19 protein-coding genes and 1 pseudogene are annotated in these 22389 nt (G+C 73.4%); 8 read left to right on the top strand and 12 right to left on the bottom strand.

Annotated elements, in window-relative coordinates; genetic code table 11:
* Positions 1 to 78 precede the first annotated feature (78 nt).
* Together ACWCXC_RS24755 and ACWCXC_RS24750 are read left to right on the top strand one after the other, a co-directional pair.
* Positions 79 to 1434 (top strand): FAD-binding protein, encoded by a 1356-nt coding sequence (locus ACWCXC_RS24755; RefSeq protein ID WP_450890563.1) that lies wholly within the window; start codon positions 79 to 81, stop codon positions 1432 to 1434.
* A gap of 63 nt (positions 1435 to 1497) precedes the next feature.
* Positions 1498 to 2286: a decaprenylphospho-beta-D-erythro-pentofuranosid-2-ulose 2-reductase gene (locus ACWCXC_RS24750; RefSeq protein ID WP_450890562.1), complete on the top strand. Its 789-nt coding sequence runs from the start codon at positions 1498 to 1500 to the stop codon at positions 2284 to 2286.
* Between the two features lie 71 nt (positions 2287 to 2357).
* On the opposite strand, the gene ACWCXC_RS24745 is transcribed toward ACWCXC_RS24750, so the two are convergent.
* Both ACWCXC_RS24745 and trpS read right to left on the bottom strand, forming a co-directional pair.
* Entirely contained in the window at positions 2358 to 2948 is a 591-nt protein-coding gene (locus ACWCXC_RS24745; RefSeq protein ID WP_450682837.1) for a 2'-5' RNA ligase family protein, read from the bottom strand.
* Between the two features lie 106 nt (positions 2949 to 3054).
* Positions 3055 to 4068: a tryptophan--tRNA ligase gene (gene trpS / locus ACWCXC_RS24740; RefSeq protein ID WP_450682838.1), complete on the bottom strand. Its 1014-nt coding sequence runs from the start codon at positions 4066 to 4068 to the stop codon at positions 3055 to 3057.
* Positions 4069 to 4250: 182 nt separating this feature from the next.
* On the opposite strand from trpS, the gene rocD reads away from it, so the two are divergent.
* Positions 4251 to 5456 (top strand): ornithine--oxo-acid transaminase, encoded by a 1206-nt coding sequence (gene rocD / locus ACWCXC_RS24735; protein WP_450682839.1) that lies wholly within the window; start codon positions 4251 to 4253, stop codon positions 5454 to 5456.
* 118 nt (positions 5457 to 5574) lie between these two features.
* Here the strand turns inward: rocD and pdxR are convergent, their stop codons facing one another.
* Positions 5575 to 6981: a MocR-like pyridoxine biosynthesis transcription factor PdxR gene (pdxR, locus tag ACWCXC_RS24730; RefSeq protein ID WP_450890561.1), complete on the bottom strand. Its 1407-nt coding sequence runs from the start codon at positions 6979 to 6981 to the stop codon at positions 5575 to 5577.
* Positions 6982 to 7028: 47 nt separating this feature from the next.
* On the opposite strand from pdxR, the gene ACWCXC_RS24725 reads away from it, so the two are divergent.
* Together ACWCXC_RS24725 and ACWCXC_RS24720 are read left to right on the top strand one after the other, a co-directional pair.
* Positions 7029 to 7538 carry a carboxymuconolactone decarboxylase family protein gene (locus ACWCXC_RS24725; RefSeq protein ID WP_450682841.1) on the top strand — a complete coding sequence of 170 codons (510 nt, stop codon included), beginning with the start codon at positions 7029 to 7031 and terminating at the stop codon, positions 7536 to 7538.
* Between the two features lie 25 nt (positions 7539 to 7563).
* The gene (locus ACWCXC_RS24720) at positions 7564 to 8301 is read left to right on the top strand and encodes an isocitrate lyase/PEP mutase family protein (protein ID WP_450890560.1); all 738 of its coding nucleotides are present in this window, start codon (positions 7564 to 7566) and stop codon (positions 8299 to 8301) included.
* 94 nt (positions 8302 to 8395) lie between these two features.
* On the opposite strand, the gene ACWCXC_RS24715 is transcribed toward ACWCXC_RS24720, so the two are convergent.
* The 4 genes and pseudogenes from ACWCXC_RS24715 to ACWCXC_RS24700 all read right to left on the bottom strand — a co-directional run bounded on the left by ACWCXC_RS24715 (position 8396) and on the right by ACWCXC_RS24700 (position 12438).
* Positions 8396 to 9385, bottom strand: a complete 990-nt coding sequence (locus ACWCXC_RS24715; RefSeq protein ID WP_450682843.1) for a malate dehydrogenase — start codon at positions 9383 to 9385, stop codon at positions 8396 to 8398.
* A gap of 197 nt (positions 9386 to 9582) precedes the next feature.
* Positions 9583 to 10647: a DUF2690 domain-containing protein gene (locus ACWCXC_RS24710; RefSeq protein ID WP_450890559.1), complete on the bottom strand. Its 1065-nt coding sequence runs from the start codon at positions 10645 to 10647 to the stop codon at positions 9583 to 9585.
* Positions 10648 to 11121: 474 nt separating this feature from the next.
* Positions 11122 to 11677: pseudogene (locus ACWCXC_RS24705) on the bottom strand (DUF3017 domain-containing protein).
* Positions 11578 to 12438: a bifunctional methylenetetrahydrofolate dehydrogenase/methenyltetrahydrofolate cyclohydrolase gene (locus ACWCXC_RS24700; protein ID WP_450682845.1), complete on the bottom strand. Its 861-nt coding sequence runs from the start codon at positions 12436 to 12438 to the stop codon at positions 11578 to 11580. Before ACWCXC_RS24700 ends, ACWCXC_RS24705 begins: the two are co-directional and overlap by 100 nt.
* A gap of 230 nt (positions 12439 to 12668) precedes the next feature.
* On the opposite strand from ACWCXC_RS24700, the gene ACWCXC_RS24695 reads away from it, so the two are divergent.
* The gene (locus ACWCXC_RS24695) at positions 12669 to 13373 is read left to right on the top strand and encodes an RDD family protein (RefSeq protein ID WP_450890558.1); all 705 of its coding nucleotides are present in this window, start codon (positions 12669 to 12671) and stop codon (positions 13371 to 13373) included.
* A gap of 88 nt (positions 13374 to 13461) precedes the next feature.
* Here the strand turns inward: ACWCXC_RS24695 and purH are convergent, their stop codons facing one another.
* Both purH and purN read right to left on the bottom strand, forming a co-directional pair.
* Positions 13462 to 15015 carry a bifunctional phosphoribosylaminoimidazolecarboxamide formyltransferase/IMP cyclohydrolase gene (gene purH, locus ACWCXC_RS24690; protein WP_450890557.1) on the bottom strand — a complete coding sequence of 518 codons (1554 nt, stop codon included), beginning with the start codon at positions 15013 to 15015 and terminating at the stop codon, positions 13462 to 13464.
* Positions 15002 to 15658 carry a phosphoribosylglycinamide formyltransferase gene (purN, locus tag ACWCXC_RS24685; RefSeq protein ID WP_450682848.1) on the bottom strand — a complete coding sequence of 219 codons (657 nt, stop codon included), beginning with the start codon at positions 15656 to 15658 and terminating at the stop codon, positions 15002 to 15004. The genes purH and purN overlap by 14 nt, the downstream gene beginning before the upstream one ends.
* Positions 15659 to 15999: 341 nt before the next feature.
* On the opposite strand from purN, the gene ACWCXC_RS24680 reads away from it, so the two are divergent.
* Positions 16000 to 16899 carry a hypothetical protein gene (locus ACWCXC_RS24680; protein WP_450890556.1) on the top strand — a complete coding sequence of 300 codons (900 nt, stop codon included), beginning with the start codon at positions 16000 to 16002 and terminating at the stop codon, positions 16897 to 16899.
* On the opposite strand, the gene ACWCXC_RS24675 is transcribed toward ACWCXC_RS24680, so the two are convergent.
* Positions 16889 to 18538: a cell division protein PerM gene (locus ACWCXC_RS24675; protein WP_450890579.1), complete on the bottom strand. Its 1650-nt coding sequence runs from the start codon at positions 18536 to 18538 to the stop codon at positions 16889 to 16891. The genes ACWCXC_RS24680 and ACWCXC_RS24675 overlap by 11 nt on opposite strands.
* A 125-nt stretch (positions 18539 to 18663) precedes the next feature.
* Here ACWCXC_RS24675 and ACWCXC_RS24670 point away from each other — a divergent pair, with 125 nt between their 5' ends.
* Positions 18664 to 19971, top strand: coding sequence for a helix-turn-helix domain-containing protein (locus ACWCXC_RS24670; RefSeq protein ID WP_450890555.1), 1308 nt, complete (start codon positions 18664 to 18666; stop codon positions 19969 to 19971).
* A 111-nt stretch (positions 19972 to 20082) separates the two neighbouring features.
* Here the strand turns inward: ACWCXC_RS24670 and sucD are convergent, their stop codons facing one another.
* Positions 20083 to 20967, bottom strand: a complete 885-nt coding sequence (gene sucD, locus ACWCXC_RS24665; RefSeq protein ID WP_450682851.1) for a succinate--CoA ligase subunit alpha — start codon at positions 20965 to 20967, stop codon at positions 20083 to 20085.
* Positions 20968 to 20988: 21 nt separating this feature from the next.
* Complete coding sequence (sucC, locus tag ACWCXC_RS24660) at positions 20989 to 22170, bottom strand: ADP-forming succinate--CoA ligase subunit beta (RefSeq protein WP_450682852.1); 1182 nt, start codon at positions 22168 to 22170, stop codon at positions 20989 to 20991.
* Positions 22171 to 22389 lie beyond the last annotated feature (219 nt).

Raw genomic sequence — 22389 nt, 5'->3', positions numbered from 1 at the left:
ACCCCCTCAATCACCCATTTCGGTGAGTGTTGTAACAAATCCCTCAAAGGTGTTTTCTCGGACGATACGGTCACCCCCATGTCCGTCGACACCGTGTCCCTGACCGGCTGGGGCCGCACCGCCCCGACCACCGCGCTGCGCTTTCGCCCCCGCAGCTACGAGGAGGCGGCGGCGACCGTGCGCGGCTGCGGGCCGCGCGGCTCGATCGCCCGGGGTCTGGGCCGGGCCCACGGCGACGCGGCGCAGAACGCCGGGGGGTCGGTCCTCGACATGACGGGTCTCGACCGGATCCGCGCCATCGACGCCGAACGCGGCACGGTGGTCTGCGACGCCGGGGTGAGCCTGCGCCGGCTCCGCGAGGTGCTGCTGCCGCTCGGCTGGCTGCCGCCGGTCGCGCCGGGCGGGCGGTACGTCACGGTGGGCGGGGCCCTCGGCTCCGACGCCCACGGGGGCGACCACCTCGCGGCGGGCGCGTTCTCGCGCCATGTCACGGAGTTCGCGCTCCTCGCGGCGGACGGCGAGATCCGCACGGTCCTGCCCGGCACCCCGCTCTTCGAGGCCACCGCGGGCGGCCTGGGGCTGACCGGGGTGATCCTCTCGGCCACGCTCCGGCTGCGCCCGGTCCGCACCCCGCTGATCGCCGTCGACACCGAACGGGCCCTGGACCTCGACGATCTGATGACGCGCCTGGCCAGCGGGGGCCGCCGCCGGCACTACGTCTCCGCCTGGGTGGACCTCACCGCCCGGGGCCGGGCGACGGGGCGCGGCATCGTGACCCGGGGGGAGCACGTCTCCCCCGATGTGCTCGCCGCGCTCCCCGCGCACACCCAGCGCACGGCACTGGCCCTCCGCCCCGCCCCCGCGCGCCTCCCGGAGCCGGTGCCCGGCGGCCCGGCCGGCGGACTGGCCGCCGCCGCGTTCAACGAGCTGCGCTACCGGCGCGCCCCCCGTTTCCGTACCGGCGAACTCCGCCGGATCGGCGCGTTCTTCGCCCCGCAGGACACCGGACCGTACGGCGGCCGGGTGGGCGGCCGGGGCGGTCTGGTGCACTACGCGTTCACCGTCGGGGACAACCGGGCGGAGACCGTGCGCCGGATCGTCCGGAGCCTCGCGCGACGGCGCGTCCCGGCCTACTCCGCCGCGCTGGGGCGCTTCGGCGCGGCGGACCCCGGCTGGCTGTCGTTCCCCCGGCCCGGCTGGAGCCTGGCCCTGGACCTGCCGGCCCGGCTGCCGGGGCTGGCCCGGCTGCTGGACCGGCTGGACGAGGACGTGGCGGCGGCCGGCGGCCGGGTCTGCCTGACCGACGACTCCCGGATGCGCCCCGCCGCCGCGGCCGCGATGTATCCCCGCCTGGACGCCTTCCGGGCGCTGCGCGCCGAGCTGGACCCGCGCGGCGCGTTCCGGTCGGACCTGTCGCGCCGGCTGGGCCTCTGACCCGTCGGCCGTGCGCCCCCGGCCATCCCCCGCCATCCGCCGCCATCCACAAGGAGTGTGCTCGTGAAGGACGCCTTCGGTGCCCCCCAGTCCCTGCTGATCCTCGGCGGCACGTCGGAGATCGGGCTCGCCACCGCCCGCCGGCTGATCGCCCGCCGCACCCGTACGGTCTGGCTGGCCGGCCGCCCCTCCCCCGAACTGGAGTCGGCCGCCGCCGAGCTGCGCGGCCGGGGGGCCTATGTGCGGACGGTCGACTTCGACGCCCTGGACACCGAGTCCCACGAGACCGGCCTCGGGAAGATCTTCGCCGAGGGCGACATCGACATGGTGCTGCTGGCCTTCGGCGTCCCCGGCGACCAGGAGCGCGACGAGGAGGAGCCGCTCGCGGCGGTCCGGGTGGCGCAGACGAACTACACGGGAGCGGTCTCCGCCGGGCTGGTGTGCGCCGGCGCGCTCCAGGCGCAGGGGCACGGTTCGCTGGTGGTGCTCTCCTCGGTGTCCGGGGAGCGCGCCCGGCGCGCGGACTTCATCTACGGCTCCAGCAAGGCGGGGCTGGACGCCTTCGCCCAGGGCCTCGGGGACGCCCTGTACGGCACGGGGGTGCAGGTGATGATCGTCCGCCCCGGCCCGGTGCGGAGCGCGGAGGGCCGGGGGTATGCGCAGGAGCCGCGGCTGACCAGGCTGCCGCTCGTGCGGACGCCGCTGGTGACCACGCCGGACGAGGTCGCGGACGCGATCGTGGCGGGGCTGCGCAGGCGGGCGGAGACGGTGTGGGTGCCGGGTGCGCTGCGGGGCGTGATGTCGGCGCTGCGGCATGTGCCGAGGCCGCTGTTCCGCCGGCTGCCGCTCTGAGGGAGGGGCGCGGGGCGGGGGCGCGCCTCGGGGCCGGGAGCCCCCGGCTCCGGAGCCGGAAGCGCCCCGCCTCAGGGCTGGAAGGAGGGTGCGTCCAGCGCGCTGCCGCTCTGCGCGGGCACGGCGGGCGCGCCGCCGCCCGCGCCGAACGGGAACTCCTGGATCTTGCGCCAGACGGCGTCCGGGCCCTGTTCGTAGAGCGCGAAGGAGCCGCAGGTCCAGGCCGCCTCGTAGTCGCTCAGCTCCTCGTAGGCCCGGTCCATCGCGGCCTCGGAGATGGCGTGGGCCACGGTGACGTGCGGGTGGTAGGGGAACTGCAGCTCGCGCACGAGCGGCCCGGAGGCGTCCCGGATCCGCTTCTGGAGCCAGGAGCAGGCCGCCGCGCCCTCGACGACCTGGACGAAGACGACCGGTGAGAGCGGGCGGAAGGTGCCCGTGCCGGAGAGCCGCATCGGGAAGGGCCGGCCGGCCGTGGCGACCGAGGACAGATGCGCCTCGATCGCCGGCAGGTCGGCCGCCTCCGCCTCGGTCGGCGGCAGCAGGGTGACGTGGGTGGGAATGCCGTGTGCGGCAGGGTCCCCGAAGCTCGCGCGCCGCTCCTGGAGCAGGCTGCCGTAGGGCTCCGGGACCGCGATCGAAACGCCGAGCGTTACGGTCCCCACGTCGTTCTCCTCCATGCTCGATGGTCTGTTTTCAGCCACTGACGGCCGCACACTTCACGCCGCCAGTGTGCCGCCTGCGGAGGCCCGGACGCCAGGGTCCTTGGACTCAGTGCTTGGCGGGCAGAAGGCCCATCCGCTCGTAGGTCCGCGCCAGGGTCTCGGCCGCCACGGCACGGGCCTTCTCCGCGCCCTTGGCCAGAATCGAGTCCAGCGTCTCGGTGTCGTCGAGGTATTCCTGGGTCCGGGTGCGGAACGGTGTGACGAAGTCGACCATGACCTCGGCGAGGTCCGTCTTCAGCGCACCGTAGCCCTTGCCCTCGTACTTCTGCTCCAGGTCGGCGACCGACGTGTTGGTGAGCGTCGCGTAGATCGACAGCAGATTACTGACGCCGGGCTTCTCCACCTGGTCGAACCGGATCACGGCCTCGGTGTCCGTGACGGCGCTCTTCACCTTCTTGGCGGTCACCTTCGGCTCGTCCAGAAGGTTGATCAGCCCCTTGGCCGTCGCCGCGGACTTGCTCATCTTCGCGGACGGGTCCTGGAGGTCGTAGATCTTCGCCGTCTCCTTGAGGATGTACGGGTCCGGGATCGTGAACGTGTCGCCGTAGGTGCCGTTGAAGCGCTCCGCGAGATTGCGGGTCAGCTCCAGGTGCTGGCGCTGGTCCTCGCCCACCGGGACCTGGTCGGCCTGGTAGAGCAGGATGTCGGCGACCATCAGCAGCGGGTAGGTGAACAGCCCGACCGTGGTGCGGTCGCTGCCCTGCTTGGCGGACTTGTCCTTGAACTGCGTCATCCGGGACGCCTCGCCGAAGCCTGCCAGGCAGTTCATCACCCAGCCGAGCTGGGCGTGCTCGGGCACGTGGCTCTGCACGAAGAGCGTGCACCGCTCCGGGTCCACACCGGCGGCGAGCAGCTGCGCGACGGCGAGCCTGGTGTTCGCACGCAGTTCCGCCGGGTCCTGCGGGACGGTGATCGCGTGCAGGTCGACGACCATGTAGAAGGCGTCGTGCGATTCCTGCAGGGCCACCCACTGGCGGACCGCGCCGAGGTAGTTGCCGAGGTGGAACGAGCCTGCGGTGGGCTGGATTCCGGAGAGCACACGGGGACGTTCAGAGGCCATGGCACCCATTGTCTCAGGTACGGAACCGATCTCCGGCCGCCGGTGTGTGAAAGCCGTACGGCTGTGTGAACGGGGTGCGGCGCGGGCGCGCCGCGTACCGGAGGTTTCCTCGCGGGGGATCCGACCGACGATACAAAGTGGGCCAGAACCCCGGCTCACGCCGCACGACGAACGGAGATCCCGTGTCGACCACCGAACGCGCCCTCGCCTCCGCCGAGGCGCACAGCGCGCACAACTACCACCCGCTGCCCGTCGTCGTGGCCACCGCCGAGGGGGCCTGGATGACCGATGTCGAGGGCCGGCGCCATCTCGACCTGCTCGCCGGCTACTCGGCGCTCAATTTCGGCCACGGCAACCGCCGGCTGATCGACGCCGCCAGGGCCCAGCTGGAGCGGGTCACCCTCACCTCGCGCGCCTTCCAGCACGACCGGTTCGCCGACTTCTGCGCCGGGCTGGCCGACCTGTGCGGCATGGAGATGGTGCTGCCCATGAACACCGGGGCGGAGGCCGTGGAGACGGCGGTGAAGACGGCGCGCAAATGGGGCTACCGGGTGAAGGGCGTCCCGGACGGCATGGCGAAGATCATCGTCGCCGCCGACAACTTCCACGGCCGGACGACCACGATCGTCAGCTTCTCCACGGACCACGAGGCACGCGCCGACTTCGGCCCGTACACCCCGGGCTTCGAGATCGTGCCGTACGGGGACCTGACCGCGCTGCGGGCGGCGATGACCGAGAACACCGTGGCAGTGCTGCTGGAGCCGATCCAGGGCGAGGCCGGGGTGCTGGTGCCGCCGCCCGGCTATCTGGCCGGGGTCCGGGAGCTGACCCGGGAGCGCGGCGTGCTCTTCGTCGCGGACGAGATCCAGTCGGGCCTCGGCCGCACCGGACGGACCTTCGCCTGTGAGCACGAGGGCGTCGTCCCCGACGTGTACGTCCTCGGCAAGGCGCTCGGCGGCGGCGTGGTGCCCGTCTCCGCCGTGGTGTCCTCGGCGGAGGTGCTCGGCGTCTTCCGGCCCGGGGAACACGGCTCGACCTTCGGCGGCAACCCGCTGGCCTGCGCGGTCGCCCTGGAGGTCATCGCCATGCTGCGCACCGGCGAGTTCCAGGAGCGGGCCGCCGAGCTGGGCGACCACCTCCACCGCGAGCTGGGCCTGCTCGTCGGCGCCGGCGCCGTGCGCGAGGTCCGCGGGCGCGGCCTGTGGGCGGGCGTGGACATCGATCCGGCCCTCGGTACCGGCCGGCAGATCTCCGAGCGGCTGATGGAGCGGGGCGTCCTGGTCAAGGACACCCACGGCTCCACCATCCGCATCGCCCCGCCGCTCGTCATCTCCAAGGAGGACCTGGACTGGGGCCTGGAGCAGCTGCGCGCGGTGCTGCGCGGCTGAGGGGGCGGGCCCGGCGGGTGGGCCCGGTGGCGGTCGGGCCCACCGGGCCCACCCGTGGGGGCGGCCCCGCACGCGGCCGGCCCCCGGACCCGCCGCCGTGCGCGGGGTCCCGCCCCCGTCACGGCAGGATGCGGCAAAGTGCGTCCAGGGCGCCCGTCCAGGCGCTGTCGGTGGGGGTGGCGTAGCCGATGACGAGGGCCTCGCGGCCGGGTTCGGCGTCGGGGTGGCGGAAGAAGGAGAGGCCCTGGACGGCGAGGCCCTGCCAGGCGGCGGCGCGGATCACCTCGGCCTCGGTGCCCCGGGGGAGTTCGAGGACGGCGTGGAGTCCGGCGGCGATGCCGGTGACGCGGATGCCGGGGGCGCGTTCGGCGAGGGCGGCGACGAGCTGGTCTCGGCGGTTGCGGTAGCGCAGCCGCATGGCGCGGACATGGCGGTCGTACGCGCCGGACTCGATGAACTCCGCGAGCGTCAGCTGCTCCAGCGCGCTGGATGACCAGTCGCTCCACCCCTTGGCCTCGGCCACCTCGCAGGCCAGGGCCTCCGGGACGACCATCCACCCCAGCCGCAGCGCCGGTGCCAGGGACTTGCTGGCCGTCCCCAGGTAGACGACGCGTTCGGGGTCGAGGCCCTGGAGCGCGCCCACGGGCTGGCGGTCGTAGCGGAACTCGCCGTCGTAGTCGTCCTCCAGGATCAGCCCGCCGGTGCTCCGCGCCCAGTCGACGGCCGCCGCGCGCCGGTCGGGGTGGAGCGGCACTCCGGTCGGGAACTGGTGGGCGGGGGTCAGCAGGACCGCGCCCGCGCCGCGCATCCCCCGCAGCGCGCGGGTGTCGGAGCCGAGCCCGTCCAGGGGCAGGCGGGGAATGCGCAGCCCGGCGTCGGCGAGCAGACCGGTGTGCAGGTCCAGTCCGTAGGACTCGACGGCCACCTCCCGCACCCGGCGGGCCCGCAGGACCGTGCCGAGCGTCATCAGCCCGTGGACGAACCCGGCGCAGATGACGATGCGTTCGGGATCGGCGTACACCCCGCGCGCCCGTGCCAGGTAGTCGGCGAGGACCGTGCGCAGTTCGATGCGGCCGCGCGGGTCGCCGTAGCCGAACGCGTCGTGCGGGGCGCGGGTGAGGGCGCGGCGGGCGGCCCGCAGCCAGGCGGCGCGCGGAAAGGTCGCCAGATCGGGCGAGCCGGGCATCAGGCTGTGGGCGGGCCGGCCGCGCGGCGGCCGGGTGCGCGCGGCGGCGGCCGGGGCCGGCGGGCGCGGAACGGCCCGCTGGGCGACCCGGGTGCCGGAGCCCTGGCGGGCGGTGAGCCAGCCCTCCGCGACCAGCTCCGCGTAGGCGTCGGCGACGGTGTTCCGGGCGATGCCGAGGTCGGCGGCGAGGGTCCGGGAGGACGGCAGCCGGGTCCCGGGCGCCAGCCGGCCCGAGCGCACGGCCTCCCGCAGGGCGTCCATCAGCCCGGTCCGCAGCCCGCTCGCCCCGGTGAGGTCGAGATGGAGGTCGGCCCCGAAAGTGGCCCAGTCATCTTTCACACCAATGGACCATACCGCTGCGCCACTGCCCGCGTAGCGTCGTCGCCATGACGACGAACGAGCACCACCACGCGACCTCCGAGTACACCCCCGAGCACACCCCCCGCATGACGTGGACCGAGCACGCCCCCGAGGTCTACAAGGCGATGGCCCGCCTGGAGGCGGCCACCCGCCGGGGCATCGATCCGGTGCTGGGCGAGCTGGTGAAGATCCGCTGCTCGCAGCTCAACCACTGCGCGTTCTGCCTGGACATGCACACCAAGGACGCCCTCGCGGCCGGTGAGTCCATCGAGCGGATCGTGCAGCTCAGCGCCTGGGAGGAGTCGCGGCACTTCTACACGCCGAAGGAGATCGCCGCGATCGAGCTGGCCGAGGCGGTGACCGTGCTGACCGACGGCTTCGTCCCGGACGAGGTGTACGAGAAGGCCGCCAAGCACTTCGACGAGGCGGAGCTGGCCCATCTGATCGGCGCGATCGTCACGATCAACGCCTGGAACCGCTTCGCCGTGAGCACCCGTATGGTCCCGGGCCACTACACCCCCGGCGACCACCGCTGATCCGCCCCGCCGAGAGGAGTCCGCGATGAGCGCCGCCGCGCTGCGCGCCCTGCACCGGGACCGTGCCCCGGGCGATCCGCTGGTCCTGCCCGGACCGTGGGACGCGGCAAGCGCCCGGGTCCTCGCCGACGCGGGCTTCCCGGCCCTCGCCACCCCGAGCGCGGGCGTCGCCGCCTCGCTCGGGTACGCGGACGGTGCGGTGCCGGCCGACGAGATGTTCGCGGCGGTGTCCCGGATCACCCGGGCCGTGTCCGTCCCGGTCTCCGCCGATGTGGAGGCCGGGTACGGGCTGCCGCCCGGGGAACTGGTCGAGCGGCTGCTGGCGGCCGGTGCCGTCGGCTGCAATCTGGAGGACACCGTGGACGGCGTCCTCGTGGACGCGGGCCGGCAGGCGGACCGGCTGGCGGCGGTCCGCGCGGCGGCCGGGGACGCGCTGTTCGTCAACGCCCGCGTGGACACGTACGTCACGGGCGTGCCGGAGGGCGTGGACGCGGAGGCCGAGACGGTGCGGCGGGCGCTGCTGTACGTGGCGGCGGGCGCCGAATGCGTCTATCCGATCATGGCCCCGCCCGAGGCGGTCCCCCGGCTGGCCGCCGCCGTCCCGGTCCCGCTCAACGCGCTGGCCCGCCCGGACGGCCCGTCACCGGCCCGGCTCGGGGAGCTGGGCGCCTCCCGGATCACCTTCGGCCCCGGCCTCCAGCGCCGGACCATGGCGGCCCTGGACGGGATCGCCGCCGGTCTGCGGACGGCCGCGGACGGCTGAGCCCCGGCCCGCCGGACCGGGCACGCAGCACGCCCCCGGCAGCGGACCGCTGCCGGGGGCGTGCTGCGTGCCCGCGCGGGGCGCGGGCGGTGGATCAGATCAGGCCGAGCTCGCGGACCGCGTCGCGCTCCTCGGTGAGCTCCTTGACCGAGGCGTCGATGCGCGCACGGGAGAACTCGTTGATGTCCAGGCCCTGGACGATCTTGTACGTGCCGTTCTCGGTGGTGACCGGGAAGGACGAGATGATGCCCTCGGGGACGCCGTAGGAGCCGTCCGACGGAATGCCCATGGAGGTCCAGTCGCCCTCGGCGGTGCCGTTGACCCAGGTGTACACGTGGTCGATGGCGGCGTTGGCGGCGGAGGCGGCCGAGGAGGCGCCACGGGCCTCGATGATCGCGGCGCCGCGCTTGGCGACGGTCGGGATGAACGAGTCGGCCAGCCACGCCTCGTCGTTGACCAGCTCGGCGGCGTTCTTGCCGGCGACCTCGGCGTGGAAGATGTCCGGGTACTGGGTGGCCGAGTGGTTGCCCCAGATCGTCAGCTTCTTGATGTCGGAGACGGCGGCACCGGTCTTGGCGGCCAGCTGCGAGATCGCGCGGTTGTGGTCCAGGCGGGTCATCGCGGTGAAGCGCTCGGCCGGGACGTCCGGGGCGGCGGCCTGCGCGATGAGCGCGTTGGTGTTGGCCGGGTTGCCGACGACGAGGACCTTGATGTCGTCCGCGGCGTTGTCGTTGATCGCCTTGCCCTGCGGCTTGAAGATGCCGCCGTTGGCGGAGAGCAGGTCGCCGCGCTCCATGCCCTTGGTGCGCGGGCGGGCGCCGACGAGGAGGGCGACGTTCGCACCGGCGAAGCCGACGTTGGCGTCGTCGGTGATCTCGATGTTGCGCAGCAGCGGGAACGCGCAGTCGTCGAGCTCCATCGCGGTGCCCTCGGCGGCCTTCAGGCCCTGCGGGATCTCCAGGAGACGCAGGTTGACCGGCACGTCCGGGCCGAGCAGGTGGCCGGAGGCGATGCGGAAGAGCAGCGCGTAACCGATCTGGCCGGCCGCGCCGGTCACGGTGACATTCACGGGAGTGCGGGTCATGGCGATCTCCGTTAGACAGCTGGCGGTGGGGGCTCCTGGCCCCTGGTGCGGGACATCCCTGAATCTTGATGTGAAGAGATATCCGCCCGCCAGGCTATCCGACCCGGAACCCCTCGGCCGCCCGGCCCCCTGTGGCACCGCGCACACACGGTCACACACCGCTCATACGGAGTCCGGCGCCCGGCGCCCGTGCCGTGTCAGCGGGCGGCCTCGGAGGTGCATCCCCGGGTGCCCGTGGCGAGCGTGGCGCAGGCCCGCACATCGGCGGGCCGCTTCGCGGCCACCATCGGTGTGTACACCTCCGCCGCCGTGTCCACCGCGCCCTTCTGCCCCTTCGCGCCGGCGGTGATCTCGACGGTGTCACCGGGTGCGCCCTGGGTGATCCGGGCCCAGGCCGCCCCGCAGGGCTCGCTGTAGCGCACCTCGATGAGCCGGCTGCCGACCGTGGCGGTGGAGAGCGTACGGGCGTGCTCGCCGCCGCAGCCCATCCGCTCGGGGTCCTCGCCCGCGCAGGCGGAGCCGCTGCACTCGACGCCGGCGGGCAGGCGCGCGGCGCTCGTCGCGGGGGCGGCCGGGGACCCGGTGGCCGCCGCCTCCGCCGTGTCCGGGTCGTCGCCGGGGACGAGCAGCAGCGCCGCCCCGGTGACCACGAGCAGGGCCCCCACGACGGCCGCCGCGATCACGGCGGGCCGGCGGCGCGCGGGGCGGGCGGCCGGCGGCGGGGTCCCGAGGCCGGCCGCGTAGGCCACGGCGGGCGGCAGCCCGTGCCCGGGGGCGGAGTCCGGTCCGGCCTGCGGCTGCTGCGGCACGCGCGGGTACGCGCCGCGCTGGACCGGTACGGAGGGTGTGCGGGGCCCGGTGGCGGTGCCGGGGCGGCCCTGGTTCCCCGGGGGGCGGCTGCGGCCGTGGCCGCGCGGGCCGGCGGCCTCGTCGAGGGCGGCCCGCGCCTGGGCGATCCGGATGGCCTCCATGGTCATGTCGTGGCGCATCTCGGCCCGGCTCCAGGCCCGTTCGGCCAGTTCCCACATGGTGTTCAGATGGCCCTGGTCGGTGCCGGTCACCTCGGCCAGCTTGACGATCGCGCCTCGGGGGGCGAGCAGCCGCCCGTTCAGATACCGCTCCCAGGAGGTCTTGCTGTAGCCGGTGCGGTCGGCCAGCGCGGCGATGCCCAGACCGCTGCGGTCGACGAGTCGGCGCAGTTGCCCGGTGAACTCCCGGACCTGCGGATCGAGCTCATCCGGCAGTGCCTTCCAACGAGGCATTCCATCCCCCTACGTCCCGCTCGCCTGTGCCGTGGTCTGCCGCGTGGCGCCGTGCGCCCGCCGGCCCGGTCCGCCGGCCGGTGCCGCACGGTTCCGCCCCCGGCCCGGACCGCTGGTCCTCGTTCCGGGCCACCCAGGGAGATGCGCGAACGCGGACCGGCAGTTCCTGGGGAAGGGGCGCACGGTGGCACACACGACGGCCGGGCGCACTCCCGTACGCCCCCGCCGTTACCGACCGGTTCAGTCTGCCACCGTTGCCGGGCGATCACACCGTGGCGGAATGGTCACTTCCGTGCCACAGGCCCCGGCCGCGCCTTGAACCCGTGATCCCCGTCAACAAGGCTGGAAGCCGGACGGGGCACAGCAGCTCACACCGCCTTTTCGGGGTGTGTCACCCGGTGTCCCGGCCCCTGCGGTGTCCGTCCCTCCTCGGGGGAGGGGACGGACACCGTTCCGGGCGGGGTACGGGCCGCCTCAGCGGATCGTGAAGTGGACCGCGTCCTCAAGGATCGGCACGTCCAGCCAGGGCTTGGGCTGCGCCACGAGCGCCAGCATCACGATGAGGACGCCGAGCAGCCCGTACGTCACCAGGTCGGTGAAGCGCGAACGCACCGCCAGCATGCCCACCGAGGGCACCACGAGCCGCAGCACCGCGCCCCCGATGAGGGCCACCCCGATCAGGATCGTGCCGATCCGGAACGCCTCCTCGAAGGCGTCGACGGCCACGATCAGCAGCCCCGCCCCGGCCGTGCAGAGCACGGCGAGCAGCGGCCACTGGCGGGCGGGCGCCGGGGCGTCCCCGGCCGCCGCCCGACCGCCGCCCTCGGGACGGGCGGTGTCCCGGGTGAACGAGGGGAAGCGCCTGGACCGCCGTGCGGCCGGGCTCGTACCAGAACCCATGGGGTTTGCCTCCGGATCCGTTCGGCGGGCTCAGAGCGCCGCTGCGTCGCGCTCGGCCGCCTCGACCACGTTGACGAGCAGCTGGGCGCGGGTCATCGGGCCGACGCCGCCCGGGTTCGGCGAGATCCAGGCGGCGACCTCGGCCACGCCCGGGTGGACGTCACCGACGATCTTGCCGTTCTCGTCGCGGCTGACGCCGACGTCCAGCACGGCCGCGCCCGGCTTCACGTCCTCGGGCTTGATGATGTGCGGCACCCCCGCGGCGGCGACGATGATGTCCGCCTGGCGCAGATGGGCGGAGAGGTCCCGGGTGCCGGTGTGGCACTGGGTCACCGTGGCGTTCTCGGACCTGCGGGTGAGCAGCAGCGGCATCGGCCGGCCGATGGTGACGCCACGCCCCACGACCACCACGTTCGCGCCGTTGATCTCGACGCCGTGGTGGCGGAGCAGCTGGACGACGCCCTGCGGGGTGCAGGGCAGCGGGCCCTGCTCGCCCAGCACCAGACGGCCCAGGTTCATCGGGTGCAGCCCGTCGGCGTCCTTGGCCGGGTCCATCAGCTCCAGGACGCGGTTGGTGTCGATGCCCTTGGGGAGCGGGAGCTGCACGATGTAACCGGTGCAGGAGGGGTCGTCGTTGAGCTCGCGGACGACCGCCTCGATCTCCTCCTGCGTGGCGGTGTCCGGCAGTTCGCGCTGGATGGAGCCGATGCCGACCTGGGCGCAGTCCTTGTGCTTGCCGTTCACGTACCAACGGCTGCCGGGGTCGTCCCCGACGAGCAGGGTTCCCAGGCCGGGGTTGACGCCCCGGGCCTTGAGGGCCGCCACGCGGACGGTGAGATCGGACTTGATCGCGGCTGCGGTGGCCTTGCCATCGAGAATCTGGGCAGTCATGTCCCCATACTCGCGGATGACCCCTCCCAGGGACCAATCCCAGGTCCGGGGCGTGGACGCAAGGTTGCACTTGCACAACTTCTCGACCGCGCGACTGGACAAACTTATGGTGCGCTTATAACGATGAAGGCCGCAGTGCCGCAGTAGTACCCGGGGGGCGGACCGCTGATGTTTTCTTTCCTCCGCGCGGCCGCATTCGTCCCCGTACGTCCGTTGGAGGAAAGCGCCAGATGAGCTTCGGCGACCCGAACCCGAACAACCCCTACGGCCAGCAGCCCGGCCAGCCGCCCCAGGGACAGCCGGGGTACGGCTACCCGCAGCAGGCGCCCCAGGGCGTGCCGCCGCAGGGCCAGCCCGGTTACGGCTACCCGCAGCAGCCGGGGATGCCTCCGTACGGCGGCCCGCAGTACCCGAACCAGCCCGGCGCCCCGGCCCCCGAGGGCTACGCGAACGTGCCCGGTCTGGGCATGGTCGAAGTCGGCACGTACGGCGCCCGCTTCGGCGCCCGTCTGCTCGACATGATCTTCGCGTACATCGTGGTGATCGTGCTGAACATGATCATCTTCGGTGCCGCGTTCGCCGGCATGAGCGCGGACGACGGCGACAGCGCGAGCGCGGGCCTGGCCCTGGGATCCATGATCGGTTCCCTGCTCGTCTCGGCCCTGACGTTCATCTTCTACGACGTCATCTTCGTCAGCACCATGGGCTCCACGCCCGGCAAGATGATCCTCGGCATGCGGATCGTCAACTCCCGCACCGGCCAGAAGCCGACCTTCGGTCCGGCGCTGGTCCGCTGGGGCTTCCCGATCGGCCTCGGGTACATCACCTGCTTCCTGGGCTACATCCTGATCGTGATCTCGCCGTTCTTCGACAACACCGGACAGCTGCGCGGCTGGCACGACAAGGCCGCCAACACCCTGGTGATCAAGAAGTAACGCGCTCCGCGCGCACGGCGAAGGGCCGGTCCCCCGAAGCGAGTTCGGGGAGACCGGCCCTTTGCCGTGGTCCGGGTGCGGATCGGTGTCAGTGGAAGAAGTGCCGCGTGCCCGTGAAGTACATCGTCACGCCGGCCTTCTTCGCGGCCTCGACCACCAGCTCGTCGCGGACCGAACCGCCGGGCTGCACGACGGCCTTGACGCCGGCCGCGGTCAGGATCTCCAGCCCGTCGGGGAACGGGAAGAACGCGTCGGACGCGGCGTACGCGCCGCGCGCCCGCTCCTCGCCCGCGCGCTCGACGGCGAGCTTCGCGGAGTCGACGCGGTTGACCTGGCCCATGCCGACGCCGACCGAGGCGCCGTCCTTGGCGAGCAGGATCGCGTTGGACTTGACCGCGCGGCACGCCTTCCAGGCGAAGGACAGCTCCGCCAGCTCCTCGGCGGAGAGCGCGTCGCCGGTGGCCAGCGTCCAGTTGGCCGGGTCGTCGCCCTCGGCCTGGAGGCGGTCGGTCACCTGGAGCAGCGCGCCGCCGTCGACCGGCTTCACCTCGTACGCCCGGGTCGGGACGTCGGGGCAGCGCAGCACGCGGATGTTCTTCTTGCGGGCCAGCACCTCGACGGCGCCGTCCTCGTAGTCCGGGGCGACGATGACCTCGGTGAAGATCTCCGCGACCTGCTCGGCCATGGCCACGGTCACCGGCCGGTTGACGGCGATCACGCCGCCGAAGGCGGAGAGCGGGTCGCAGGCGTGGGCCTTGCGGTGGGCGGTCGCGACATCGTCCGCGACCGCGATGCCGCACGGGTTGGCGTGCTTGATGATCGCCACGCACGGCTCGGCGTGGTCGTAGGCGGCGCGGCGGGCGGCGTCGGTGTCCGTGTAGTTGTTGAAGGACATCTCCTTGCCGTGCAGCTGCTCGGCCTCGGCGAGACCGCCCTCGGCGTAGGAGTAGAGCGCGGCGGGCTGGTGCGGGTTCTCGCCGTAGCGCAGGACGTTCTTGCGCCGGAAGGTGTCGCCGAGGAACTCCGGGAAGCCGGAGTCGTCGGCGGCGGCGTACCCGTCGGCGAACCAGGAGGCGACGGCCACGTCGTACTCGGCGGTGTGCCGGAACGCCTCGGCGGCGAGCCGCTTGCGGGCCGTCAGGTCGAAGCCGCCCGCCCTGACGGCGGCCAGCACGTCGGCGTACCGCTCGGGGCTGGTGACGACGGCGACCGAGGGGTGGTTCTTCGCCGCGGCGCGGACCATGGACGGGCCGCCGATGTCGATCTGCTCGACGCAGTCGTCGTCCGAGGCGCCGGAGGCGACGGTCTCCTTGAACGGGTAGAGGTTGACGACCACCAGGTCGAAGGGCTCCACCCCCAGCTCGGCCAGCTGCTCGCGGTGGCTGTCCAGGCGGAGGTCGGCCAGGATGCCGGCGTGGACGCGCGGGTGCAGCGTCTTGACGCGGCCGTCCAGGCACTCGGGGAAGCCGGTCAGCTCCTCGACCTTGGTGACGGGCACTCCGGCGGCGGCGATCTTCCCGGCGGTGGAGCCGGTGGAGACCAGCTCGACACCCGCCTCGTGCAGACCGCGTGCGAGGTCTTCGAGCCCCGTCTTGTCGTAGACGCTGACCAGGGCGCGGCGGATGGGCTTATTCACCGACATGATCGAGATGAACCTTTCGTCCCTCAATGCGATAGCCGTCACGGGCGAGCCGCCCCACGGCCTCGACGAGCAGCTTGCGCTCGACTTCCTTGATGCGTTCGTGGAGAGCCGCTTCGCCCTCCGGGGTGTCCTCTTCGGTCACCTCGACCACGCCCTGCGCGATGATCGGACCGGTGTCGACGCCGTCGTCGACGAAGTGGACGGTGCACCCGGTGACCTTCACGCCGTACGCGAGCGCGTCGCGCACCCCGTGGGCACCGGGAAAGCTGGGGAGCAGGGCGGGATGGGTGTTGATGAACCGGCCGCCGAACCCGGCCAGGAACGCCTTGCCCACGATCTTCATGAAGCCCGCCGAGACGACGAGGTCCGGCCGGTGCGCGGCGGTCGCGGCGGCCAGCGCGGCGTCCCACTCCTCACGCGTGGCGTGGTCCTTGACCCGGCACACGAAGGTGGGGATCCCGGCCCGCTCGGCGCGTTCCAGGCCGGCGATGCCGTCGCGGTCGGCGCCGACCGCGACGACCCGGGCGCCGTAGCCCTCGGGGTCGTCGCCGATCGCGTCGAGCAGCGCCTGAAGGTTCGTACCGGAACCGGAGACCAGGACCACCAGTCGGGCCGGTCCGGCGGAGGAGAGCGGGGAGGCCACGGCTGGGCCCTTTCTCGCGTGTGGAGCGGTTCGAAGCGGCCGCACCGCCCGCCGCGTCGCGGGCGCATCGGCACGGCGGCCATGCTGTTTGTACGGTCGTACGAAAGAATCGGGCCCCCCGATACGGGGAACTCTACGAACGGTCCGACCGTCAGCAACGATACCGGCACCTCGGCGGGGCCCCGTCTGACGGGGTGAGCGCGGCCGGTGCGGCCGGGCGTCGGCTCTCGGCCACCGTGCCGGTACGCCCCGCTTCCGGCCCCTCCTCGCAGGGAGGTAGCGTCGGGGACAGTGAACCGTCCGCCGGGCGGACATGACGAGATGGGGAAGACGTTCACCACATGCCGGACCGACGCCGCACCTCCTTCCGCCTGCCGCTGTCCGAGCGGGCCCCACTGCTGATGCGGGAGGGCCGGCCCTCCGCATCGGGCTCCTCTTCCTCTTCGTCGTCTTCGCCCTCCCCGGGGGAGTCGGGCGGCTCGTCCGGTTCGGGGCGGGACGACGACAACCCCTTCGCGCCGCCGCCGGAGGACCGCCCGGACCAGCCGTGGCGGCCTCGCCGTCCGGCGGGCGGCTCCCGGGGCGAGGGCGGCGACGGGGACGCGCCCGAGGGCGGGTCGTCGGACGACCGGCCGGTCTGGGGCAGCCAGTGGAGCAGCCGCCAGCCGGGGCGCCAGAACGGCACCTTCGGCGGACGGCCGACCGGGCCCGGCGGGCCGAACGGCCAGGGCGGTCCGGAGGGCTCCCCCGGTGGCGGAATGCGCTGGGACCCGACGGACCCGGTCCAGCGCCGTGCCCGTTACTCCCTGCTCTCCGGCATGTGGGCCTTCTTCTTCGCCCTCTTCGACTTCCCGGAGATCGCCCTGCTGCTCGGGGCGCTCGCCGCGTACTGGTCGGTCAGCGCGCTGCGTGGCCGCCCCAAGGAACCGGCCGCCCCCGGCACCGCCACCGGCCCGGCACCCGCCGCGCCGGCCGCTCCCCCGGCCCCGGGCACGGCCGTGCCCGGCCCGCCGCCCGGCGCGTACGCCCAGCGCGGCAGCCGGCAGCAGACGACGGCCGCGGTCACCGGTCTGGTGACGGCGGTGGTCGCGCTGGCGATCGTCGCGACGACGTTCACCGTGCAGCTGGTCTACCGCGACTACTACACCTGTGTGAACGACTCCCTCACCAAGTCGGGCCAGCTCTCCTGCAACGATCTGCTGCCGAAGCCGCTGGAACCCTTCTTCGGCGTCAAGAACTAGAGCCGGTCCCGCCCGGCGGCTCGTCGCCCGCCGCGGCGGGCGCCGGGCGTTCCTCCGGGCGCGGTTCGGGCGGTCGCGTCCGCGCGTGCCAGGGGTCGACCGGCAGGAAGTCGTACACGGCGACGTCGTCGTCCGCCTCGCCCCGGGCCGTCGCGGGGGCCGGGCGGGGCACCGGCACGGAGGCGGCGTCCCCGTCTCCTTCCGCCTCCGGTCCGCCCGTACGGCGGCCACGCCACGACCACCACCGGCGCGGGGCCGCACGGTCCTCCGCCGGGCCGTCCGCCGCGACGTCCGCCGCAGCGGGGACGGGGGCGGTGGCGGGGGCGGGGGCCCCGCTCTCCTCCGCGTCCAGGTCGTCGCCGTCCTCCGCGTACGGGTCGCGGCCGCGCAGCCGCCAGGCCCTCAGCAGCAGGGCCGCCGGTACGGAGACCATCAGGGTCCAGGCCAGGGCGGCGGCCCCGGTGGCCCACCACACGGGGCCGAACACCGCGAGCGCCCTGACGCCCAGCGGTCCGCCGGCCGCCGCCGCCAGGAGCGCCGCGCCCACCGCGCATCCGCCCGCCCCCAGCGCGGCGGTGAGCGCGGTGTCCCAGGGGCCCCACGCCTCCTCGCGCGCCCCGTGGGCAGGGGCCGCCCTGCGGACCGTGAACCAGGCGACGGTCAACGCCGCCGCGAGGGGCACCCCGGCCGCCGCCCAGTTCGGGAACGTCCCCGGCCCCGGCGCGGGCAGCGCCGCCAGCAGCGGGAAGTCCGGGAGCGACGGGGTGCCGGTGAAGGCGAGCGGGGTGACCGTGGCCCCCGTACCGAGGGCGAATCCCGGGCCCAGACCGTAGGCCGCGCCCCACACCGCCGCGTTCGGCACCAGCGACAGCGCCAGCAGGAGCACCGCGAACCGCCCGGCCCAGTCGTCGGAGAGCCCGAGGAAGGACGCCTCGACCGGGGCGCCGTGCCAGGCCAAGGACACGGCGACGACCAACGCGCCCCCGCCCACGAGGACGGCGGTCCCGGCCGCCGCCGACCGCCCGGCCGCCCGCACGCGCCGGACGAACCGGGTGCGGGCCATCGCCTCGTGCAGCCGTACCGGGGCCCAGGAGGGCGGCGGCCCGAGCGGGCGGCCCGCCGCCCGCCACACGCCGGACGCGGCGGCGCCCGCCACCACGAACGCCCCGGGGAAGAGCAGGGTCAGCGGCCGGGCGGAGAGCGAGGCGCCCCGGGCGTAGAGCGCGACCACCCCGCCGACCAGCAGATATCCGGCCGTCACCAGCGCGAACGCGGCACCGGCCGAGGGCGCCTCGCCCTCCTCCTCGGGTTCGCACACCCCGCGCGCGGCCCGGTGCAGCAGCCAGAGCGGCACGACGGTGAGCAGCAACGGGACGACACCGACGGGAGCCGGGGTGCCGGTCAGGGTCTCGGTCCGGACCAGTTCCGCCCCGTGCGCCAGCAGCCAGAGGCCGGCCGCCGCGTGGAGGGCCTCGCCGGGTCCGCTGCCGGGGTCCGGGGAGCTGATCCACAGCACCACGACGAGCACCGCGACGCAGCCCAGTCCGAGCCCCGCCGCGAGCACGCCGCGCACCAGGGCCAGGACCAGGACGGCGGGGCCGCCCCGCTCGGCCGGGAACGACGGTCCGCGTTCGGTCATTTGGGTCACGCGGTCATGCTCCCAACGACACGCGCCCAAACCGTGTAACGGGCGAAGAGCCGTGGTGTCGCCCAATATACGTTTATGTACTTTTTCACCCGGTGCAGGTGGTGCGGGGGACCCTCATGACGCAGAGCACGACCGGCACGACCGAGCCCGCGCCGCTTCCGTCCCCGAAGGAACGGCGCAGGCTGCGGGAGGCCAAATCGCTGAGTGAGGAGCAGGTCGCGGCGGCGATGGGGGTCACCCGGGCCACCGTCCGGGCCTGGGAGACCGGCCGTACGAGCCCGCGCGGCCGCAAGCGCGAGGCGTACGCACGCCTCCTCGGCACCGCCCCCGCGACGTCCACTCCGGGCCCCTCTTCCGTCAAGCCGGCACGCCCGAACACCCCGCCGAAGACCACGGTGGAGAAGGCGCAGTCGGTCGTGGCGCCTGCCGAGGTGCCGGTCGGGGTGTCGGCCACGACGTCTGCCGCGGAGTCGGCCGAGGTGCCGGTCGGGACGTCGGCCGGCGAGACCGCGGTGGCCGATGGGGCCCCTGAAGCGGCGTCACCGGACGGGGCCGGGCCGGTCGCCGACAAGGAGGCGACCGGGGAGCAGGCGACCGGGGAAGGGACCTCGCCCGCCGAGGCGTTCGACGCGCTGTACCGGCATGCCGCCCCCGCGATCTTCCGGCAGGTCTATCTGCTGACGGGCCGCCTCGCCCTCTCCCGGGAAGCGGTCGGCAAAGCCTTCGAGGTGGCGTGGGACCGCTGGCCGGAGGTGGCCGTGGACCGCGATCCGGTGGGGTGGGTCCGGGCCGCCGCCTACGAGCACGCGCTGTCGCCGTGGCATCAGCTGCGGCGCGAGCACCGGCATCCCGATCCGCCGCCCGAGGCTCCCGGTCCGCGCGCGATGCTCGACGCGCTGCTGTCGCTGCCGCCCGCGTACCGCCGCACCCTGCTGCTGCACGACGGGGTCGGGCTGGGGCTTCCGGAGACGGCGGCGGAGACCGAGGCGAGCACCCCGGCCGCCGCCGGGCGGCTGATGACCGCGCGGGCGGCCGTCGCGGAGCGGGTGCCCGGGCTGGACGGGCCCGAAGAGCCGGACGAGCAGTCCGCGCTGATCCGCGAACGGCTCGGCGACCTCGCCCTCACCCAGCCGGCCTCCCCGCTGCCGCTGCCGGAACTCATCCGCACCGGCGGCGAGCGCAAGGCCGAGCTGTGGACCCGGGCGGCGGTCGCGTTCACCGTGCTGATCATCGGGCTGACCCTGGTCACCCTGGCCACGGCGCCGCGCCGGTACGAGACGCCGGAGTCGCCCCCGCAGAAGGTGGAGGGGGTGCCGCCGCTCGGCGGTCCCCAGAAGCTGACCCCGCAGGACGAGAAGCTGCGCAAGAGGCTCGGCGAGGAACTCGTCCACGGTCCGGCCCGGCTGGTGCCCCGGGCCGACTGAGTCCGGCGCCCCGCGTCCGGCGCCGACACAGACGCGGGCCCGCATCCCCTGCCGGGGGTGCGGGCCCGCGTCTGCTGTGCGGTGACGCCTCGGGCGTCCGTGCGCGGTGCCTCAGGCGCCGAGGATCTCGCGCGCGAGCTTGGCGGTCTCGGTCGGCGTCTTGCCGACCTTCACGCCGGCGGCCTCAAGGGCCTCCTTCTTCGCCTGGGCGGTGCCGGAGGAACCGGAGACGATGGCGCCCGCGTGGCCCATGGTCTTGCCCTCGGGGGCGGTGAAGCCCGCGACGTAACCGACGACCGGCTTGGTCACGTTGGCCTTGATGAAGTCGGCCGCGCGCTCCTCGGCGTCGCCACCGATCTCGCCGATCATGACGATCAGGTCGGTCTCGGGGTCGGCCTCGAACGCCGCGAGGGCGTCGATGTGCGTCGTACCGATGACGGGGTCGCCACCGATGCCGACGGCGGAGGAGAAGCCGATGTCGCGCAGCTCGTACATCATCTGGTAGGTCAGCGTGCCGGACTTGGACACGAGACCGATGCGGCCGGGCTTGGTGATGTCGCCCGGGATGATGCCGGCGTTGGACTGACCGGGGGTGATCAGGCCGGGGCAGTTCGGACCGATGATCCGGGTCTTGTTGCCCTTCGACGAGGCGTACGCCCAGAAGGCGGCCGAGTCGTGGACGGCGATGCCCTCGGTGATCACGACGGCGAGCGGGATCTCGGCGTCGATCGCCTCGATGACGGCGGCCTTCGAGAAGGCCGGCGGGACGAAGAGGACCGACACGTCGGCGCCCGTCTTCTCCATCGCTTCCTTGACGCTGCCGAACACCGGTACCTCGGTGCCGTCGAAGTCGACGGACGTGCCGGCCTTGCGGGGGTTCACGCCACCGACGATGTTGGTGCCGTCGCCGAGCATGAGCTTGGTGTGCTTCATGCCCGTCGCGCCGGTCATCCCCTGGACGATGACCTTGCTGTCCTTGGTGAGGAAGATAGCCATGGTGGTCTGAGTCCCTCTTCCTTACTTCGCGGCCGCGGCGAGCTCGGCGGCCTTGTCGGCCGCGCCGTCCATGGTGTCCACGCGCTGGACCAGCGGGTGGTTGGCGTCGGAGAGGATCTTGCGACCCAGCTCCGCGTTGTTGCCGTCAAGGCGCACGACGAGCGGCTTGGTGACCGCCTCGCCCTTGGACTTGAGCAGTTCGAGGGCCTGGACGATGCCGTTGGCGACCTCGTCGCAGGCCGTGATGCCACCGAAGACGTTGACGAACACGGACTTGACGTCCGGGTCGCCGAGGATGATCTCCAGGCCGTTCGCCATGACCTCGGCGGAGGCGCCGCCACCGATGTCGAGGAAGTTGGCGGGCTTCACGTTGCTGTGGTTCTCACCGGCGTACGCGACGACGTCCAGGGTCGACATGACCAGGCCGGCGCCGTTGCCGATGATGCCGACCTCGCCGTCCAGCTTGACGTAGTTGAGGTTCTTGGCCTTGGCCGCGGCCTCGAGCGGGTTGGCCGCGGCCTTGTCCTCGAGCTCCTCGTGGCCCGGCTGGCGGAAGTCGGCGTTCTCGTCGAGAGACACCTTGCCGTCCAGGGCCAGGATGCGGCCGTCCTTGGTCTTGACCAGCGGGTTGACCTCGACGAGGAGGGCGTCCTCGGCGACGAAGGTGTCCCACAGCGTCACCAGGACCTCGGCGACCTTCTCGGCCACCTCGGCCGGGAAGCTGGCCTGGGCGACGATCTCGCGGGCCTTCTCGATCGTGACGCCGTCGACGGCGTTGACCGGGACCTTCGCGAGGGCCTCGGGGGTCTTCTCCGCGACCTCCTCGATGTCCATGCCGCCCTGCACGGAGGCCATGGCCAGGAAGGTGCGGTTGGTGCGGTCGAGGAGGTACGAGACGTAGTACTCCGCCTCGATCTCCGGGGACAGCTCGGCGATCATCACCTTGTGGACCGTGTGGCCCTTGATGTCCATGCCGAGGATGTCGGTCGCCCGCGCGACCGCCTCGTCGGGGTCGGCGGCGAGCTTCACGCCGCCGGCCTTGCCGCGGCCGCCGACCTTCACCTGCGCCTTGACGACAGACTTGCCGCCCAGCCGCTCGGTCGCCTCGCGGGCCGCCTCAGGCGTGTCGATGACTTCACCGGCCAGCACCGGTACACCGTGCTTGGCGAAGAGGTCCCTCGCCTGGTACTCGAACAGGTCCACGCGCGTCCGTCCCTTGTCAAATGGTCTCGCGGTTGGTTTTCTGCGTGGGCGTGCCGCGAGGGGCATCGTGACTGCACTGTCACCAGAGAGGCGCATACGGTGACCGAATACGCGGCATGTCCATCTCGCAGGTTATCCCCGCGCCGCGCATGACCTTAAATCGGAGCTGGCCGCTGGGCGGTGATTACGGTCACAGATCGCCCTGGTGGCCGGGTCGCG

This window comes from Streptomyces sp. NPDC001515, from assembly GCF_053597115.1.
Note: the sequence above shows the minus strand (reverse complement) of the source record. Positions and strands in the feature narration are given on the sequence as shown.

Bases quoted from the DNA above. Each gene is read 5' to 3' on its own strand.
- ACWCXC_RS24755 (WP_450890563.1), top strand. From the start codon at position 79: ATGTCCGTCGACACCGTGTCCCTGACCGGCTGGGGCCGCACCGCCCCG.
- trpS (WP_450682838.1), bottom strand. From the start codon at position 4,068: ATGGCCTCTGAACGTCCCCGTGTGCTCTCCGGAATCCAGCCCACCGCA.
- ACWCXC_RS24725 (WP_450682841.1), top strand. From the start codon at position 7,029: ATGACGACGAACGAGCACCACCACGCGACCTCCGAGTACACCCCCGAG.
- ACWCXC_RS24720 (WP_450890560.1), top strand. From the start codon at position 7,564: ATGAGCGCCGCCGCGCTGCGCGCCCTGCACCGGGACCGTGCCCCGGGC.
- ACWCXC_RS24715 (WP_450682843.1), bottom strand. From the start codon at position 9,385: ATGACCCGCACTCCCGTGAATGTCACCGTGACCGGCGCGGCCGGCCAG.
- ACWCXC_RS24710 (WP_450890559.1), bottom strand. From the start codon at position 10,647: ATGCCTCGTTGGAAGGCACTGCCGGATGAGCTCGATCCGCAGGTCCGG.
- ACWCXC_RS24700 (WP_450682845.1), bottom strand. From the start codon at position 12,438: ATGACTGCCCAGATTCTCGATGGCAAGGCCACCGCAGCCGCGATCAAG.
- ACWCXC_RS24695 (WP_450890558.1), top strand. From the start codon at position 12,669: ATGAGCTTCGGCGACCCGAACCCGAACAACCCCTACGGCCAGCAGCCC.
- purH (WP_450890557.1), bottom strand. From the start codon at position 15,015: ATGTCGGTGAATAAGCCCATCCGCCGCGCCCTGGTCAGCGTCTACGAC.
- ACWCXC_RS24680 (WP_450890556.1), top strand. From the start codon at position 16,000: ATGCCGGACCGACGCCGCACCTCCTTCCGCCTGCCGCTGTCCGAGCGG.
- ACWCXC_RS24675 (WP_450890579.1), bottom strand. From the start codon at position 18,538: ATGACCGAACGCGGACCGTCGTTCCCGGCCGAGCGGGGCGGCCCCGCC.
- ACWCXC_RS24670 (WP_450890555.1), top strand. From the start codon at position 18,664: ATGACGCAGAGCACGACCGGCACGACCGAGCCCGCGCCGCTTCCGTCC.
- sucD (WP_450682851.1), bottom strand. From the start codon at position 20,967: ATGGCTATCTTCCTCACCAAGGACAGCAAGGTCATCGTCCAGGGGATG.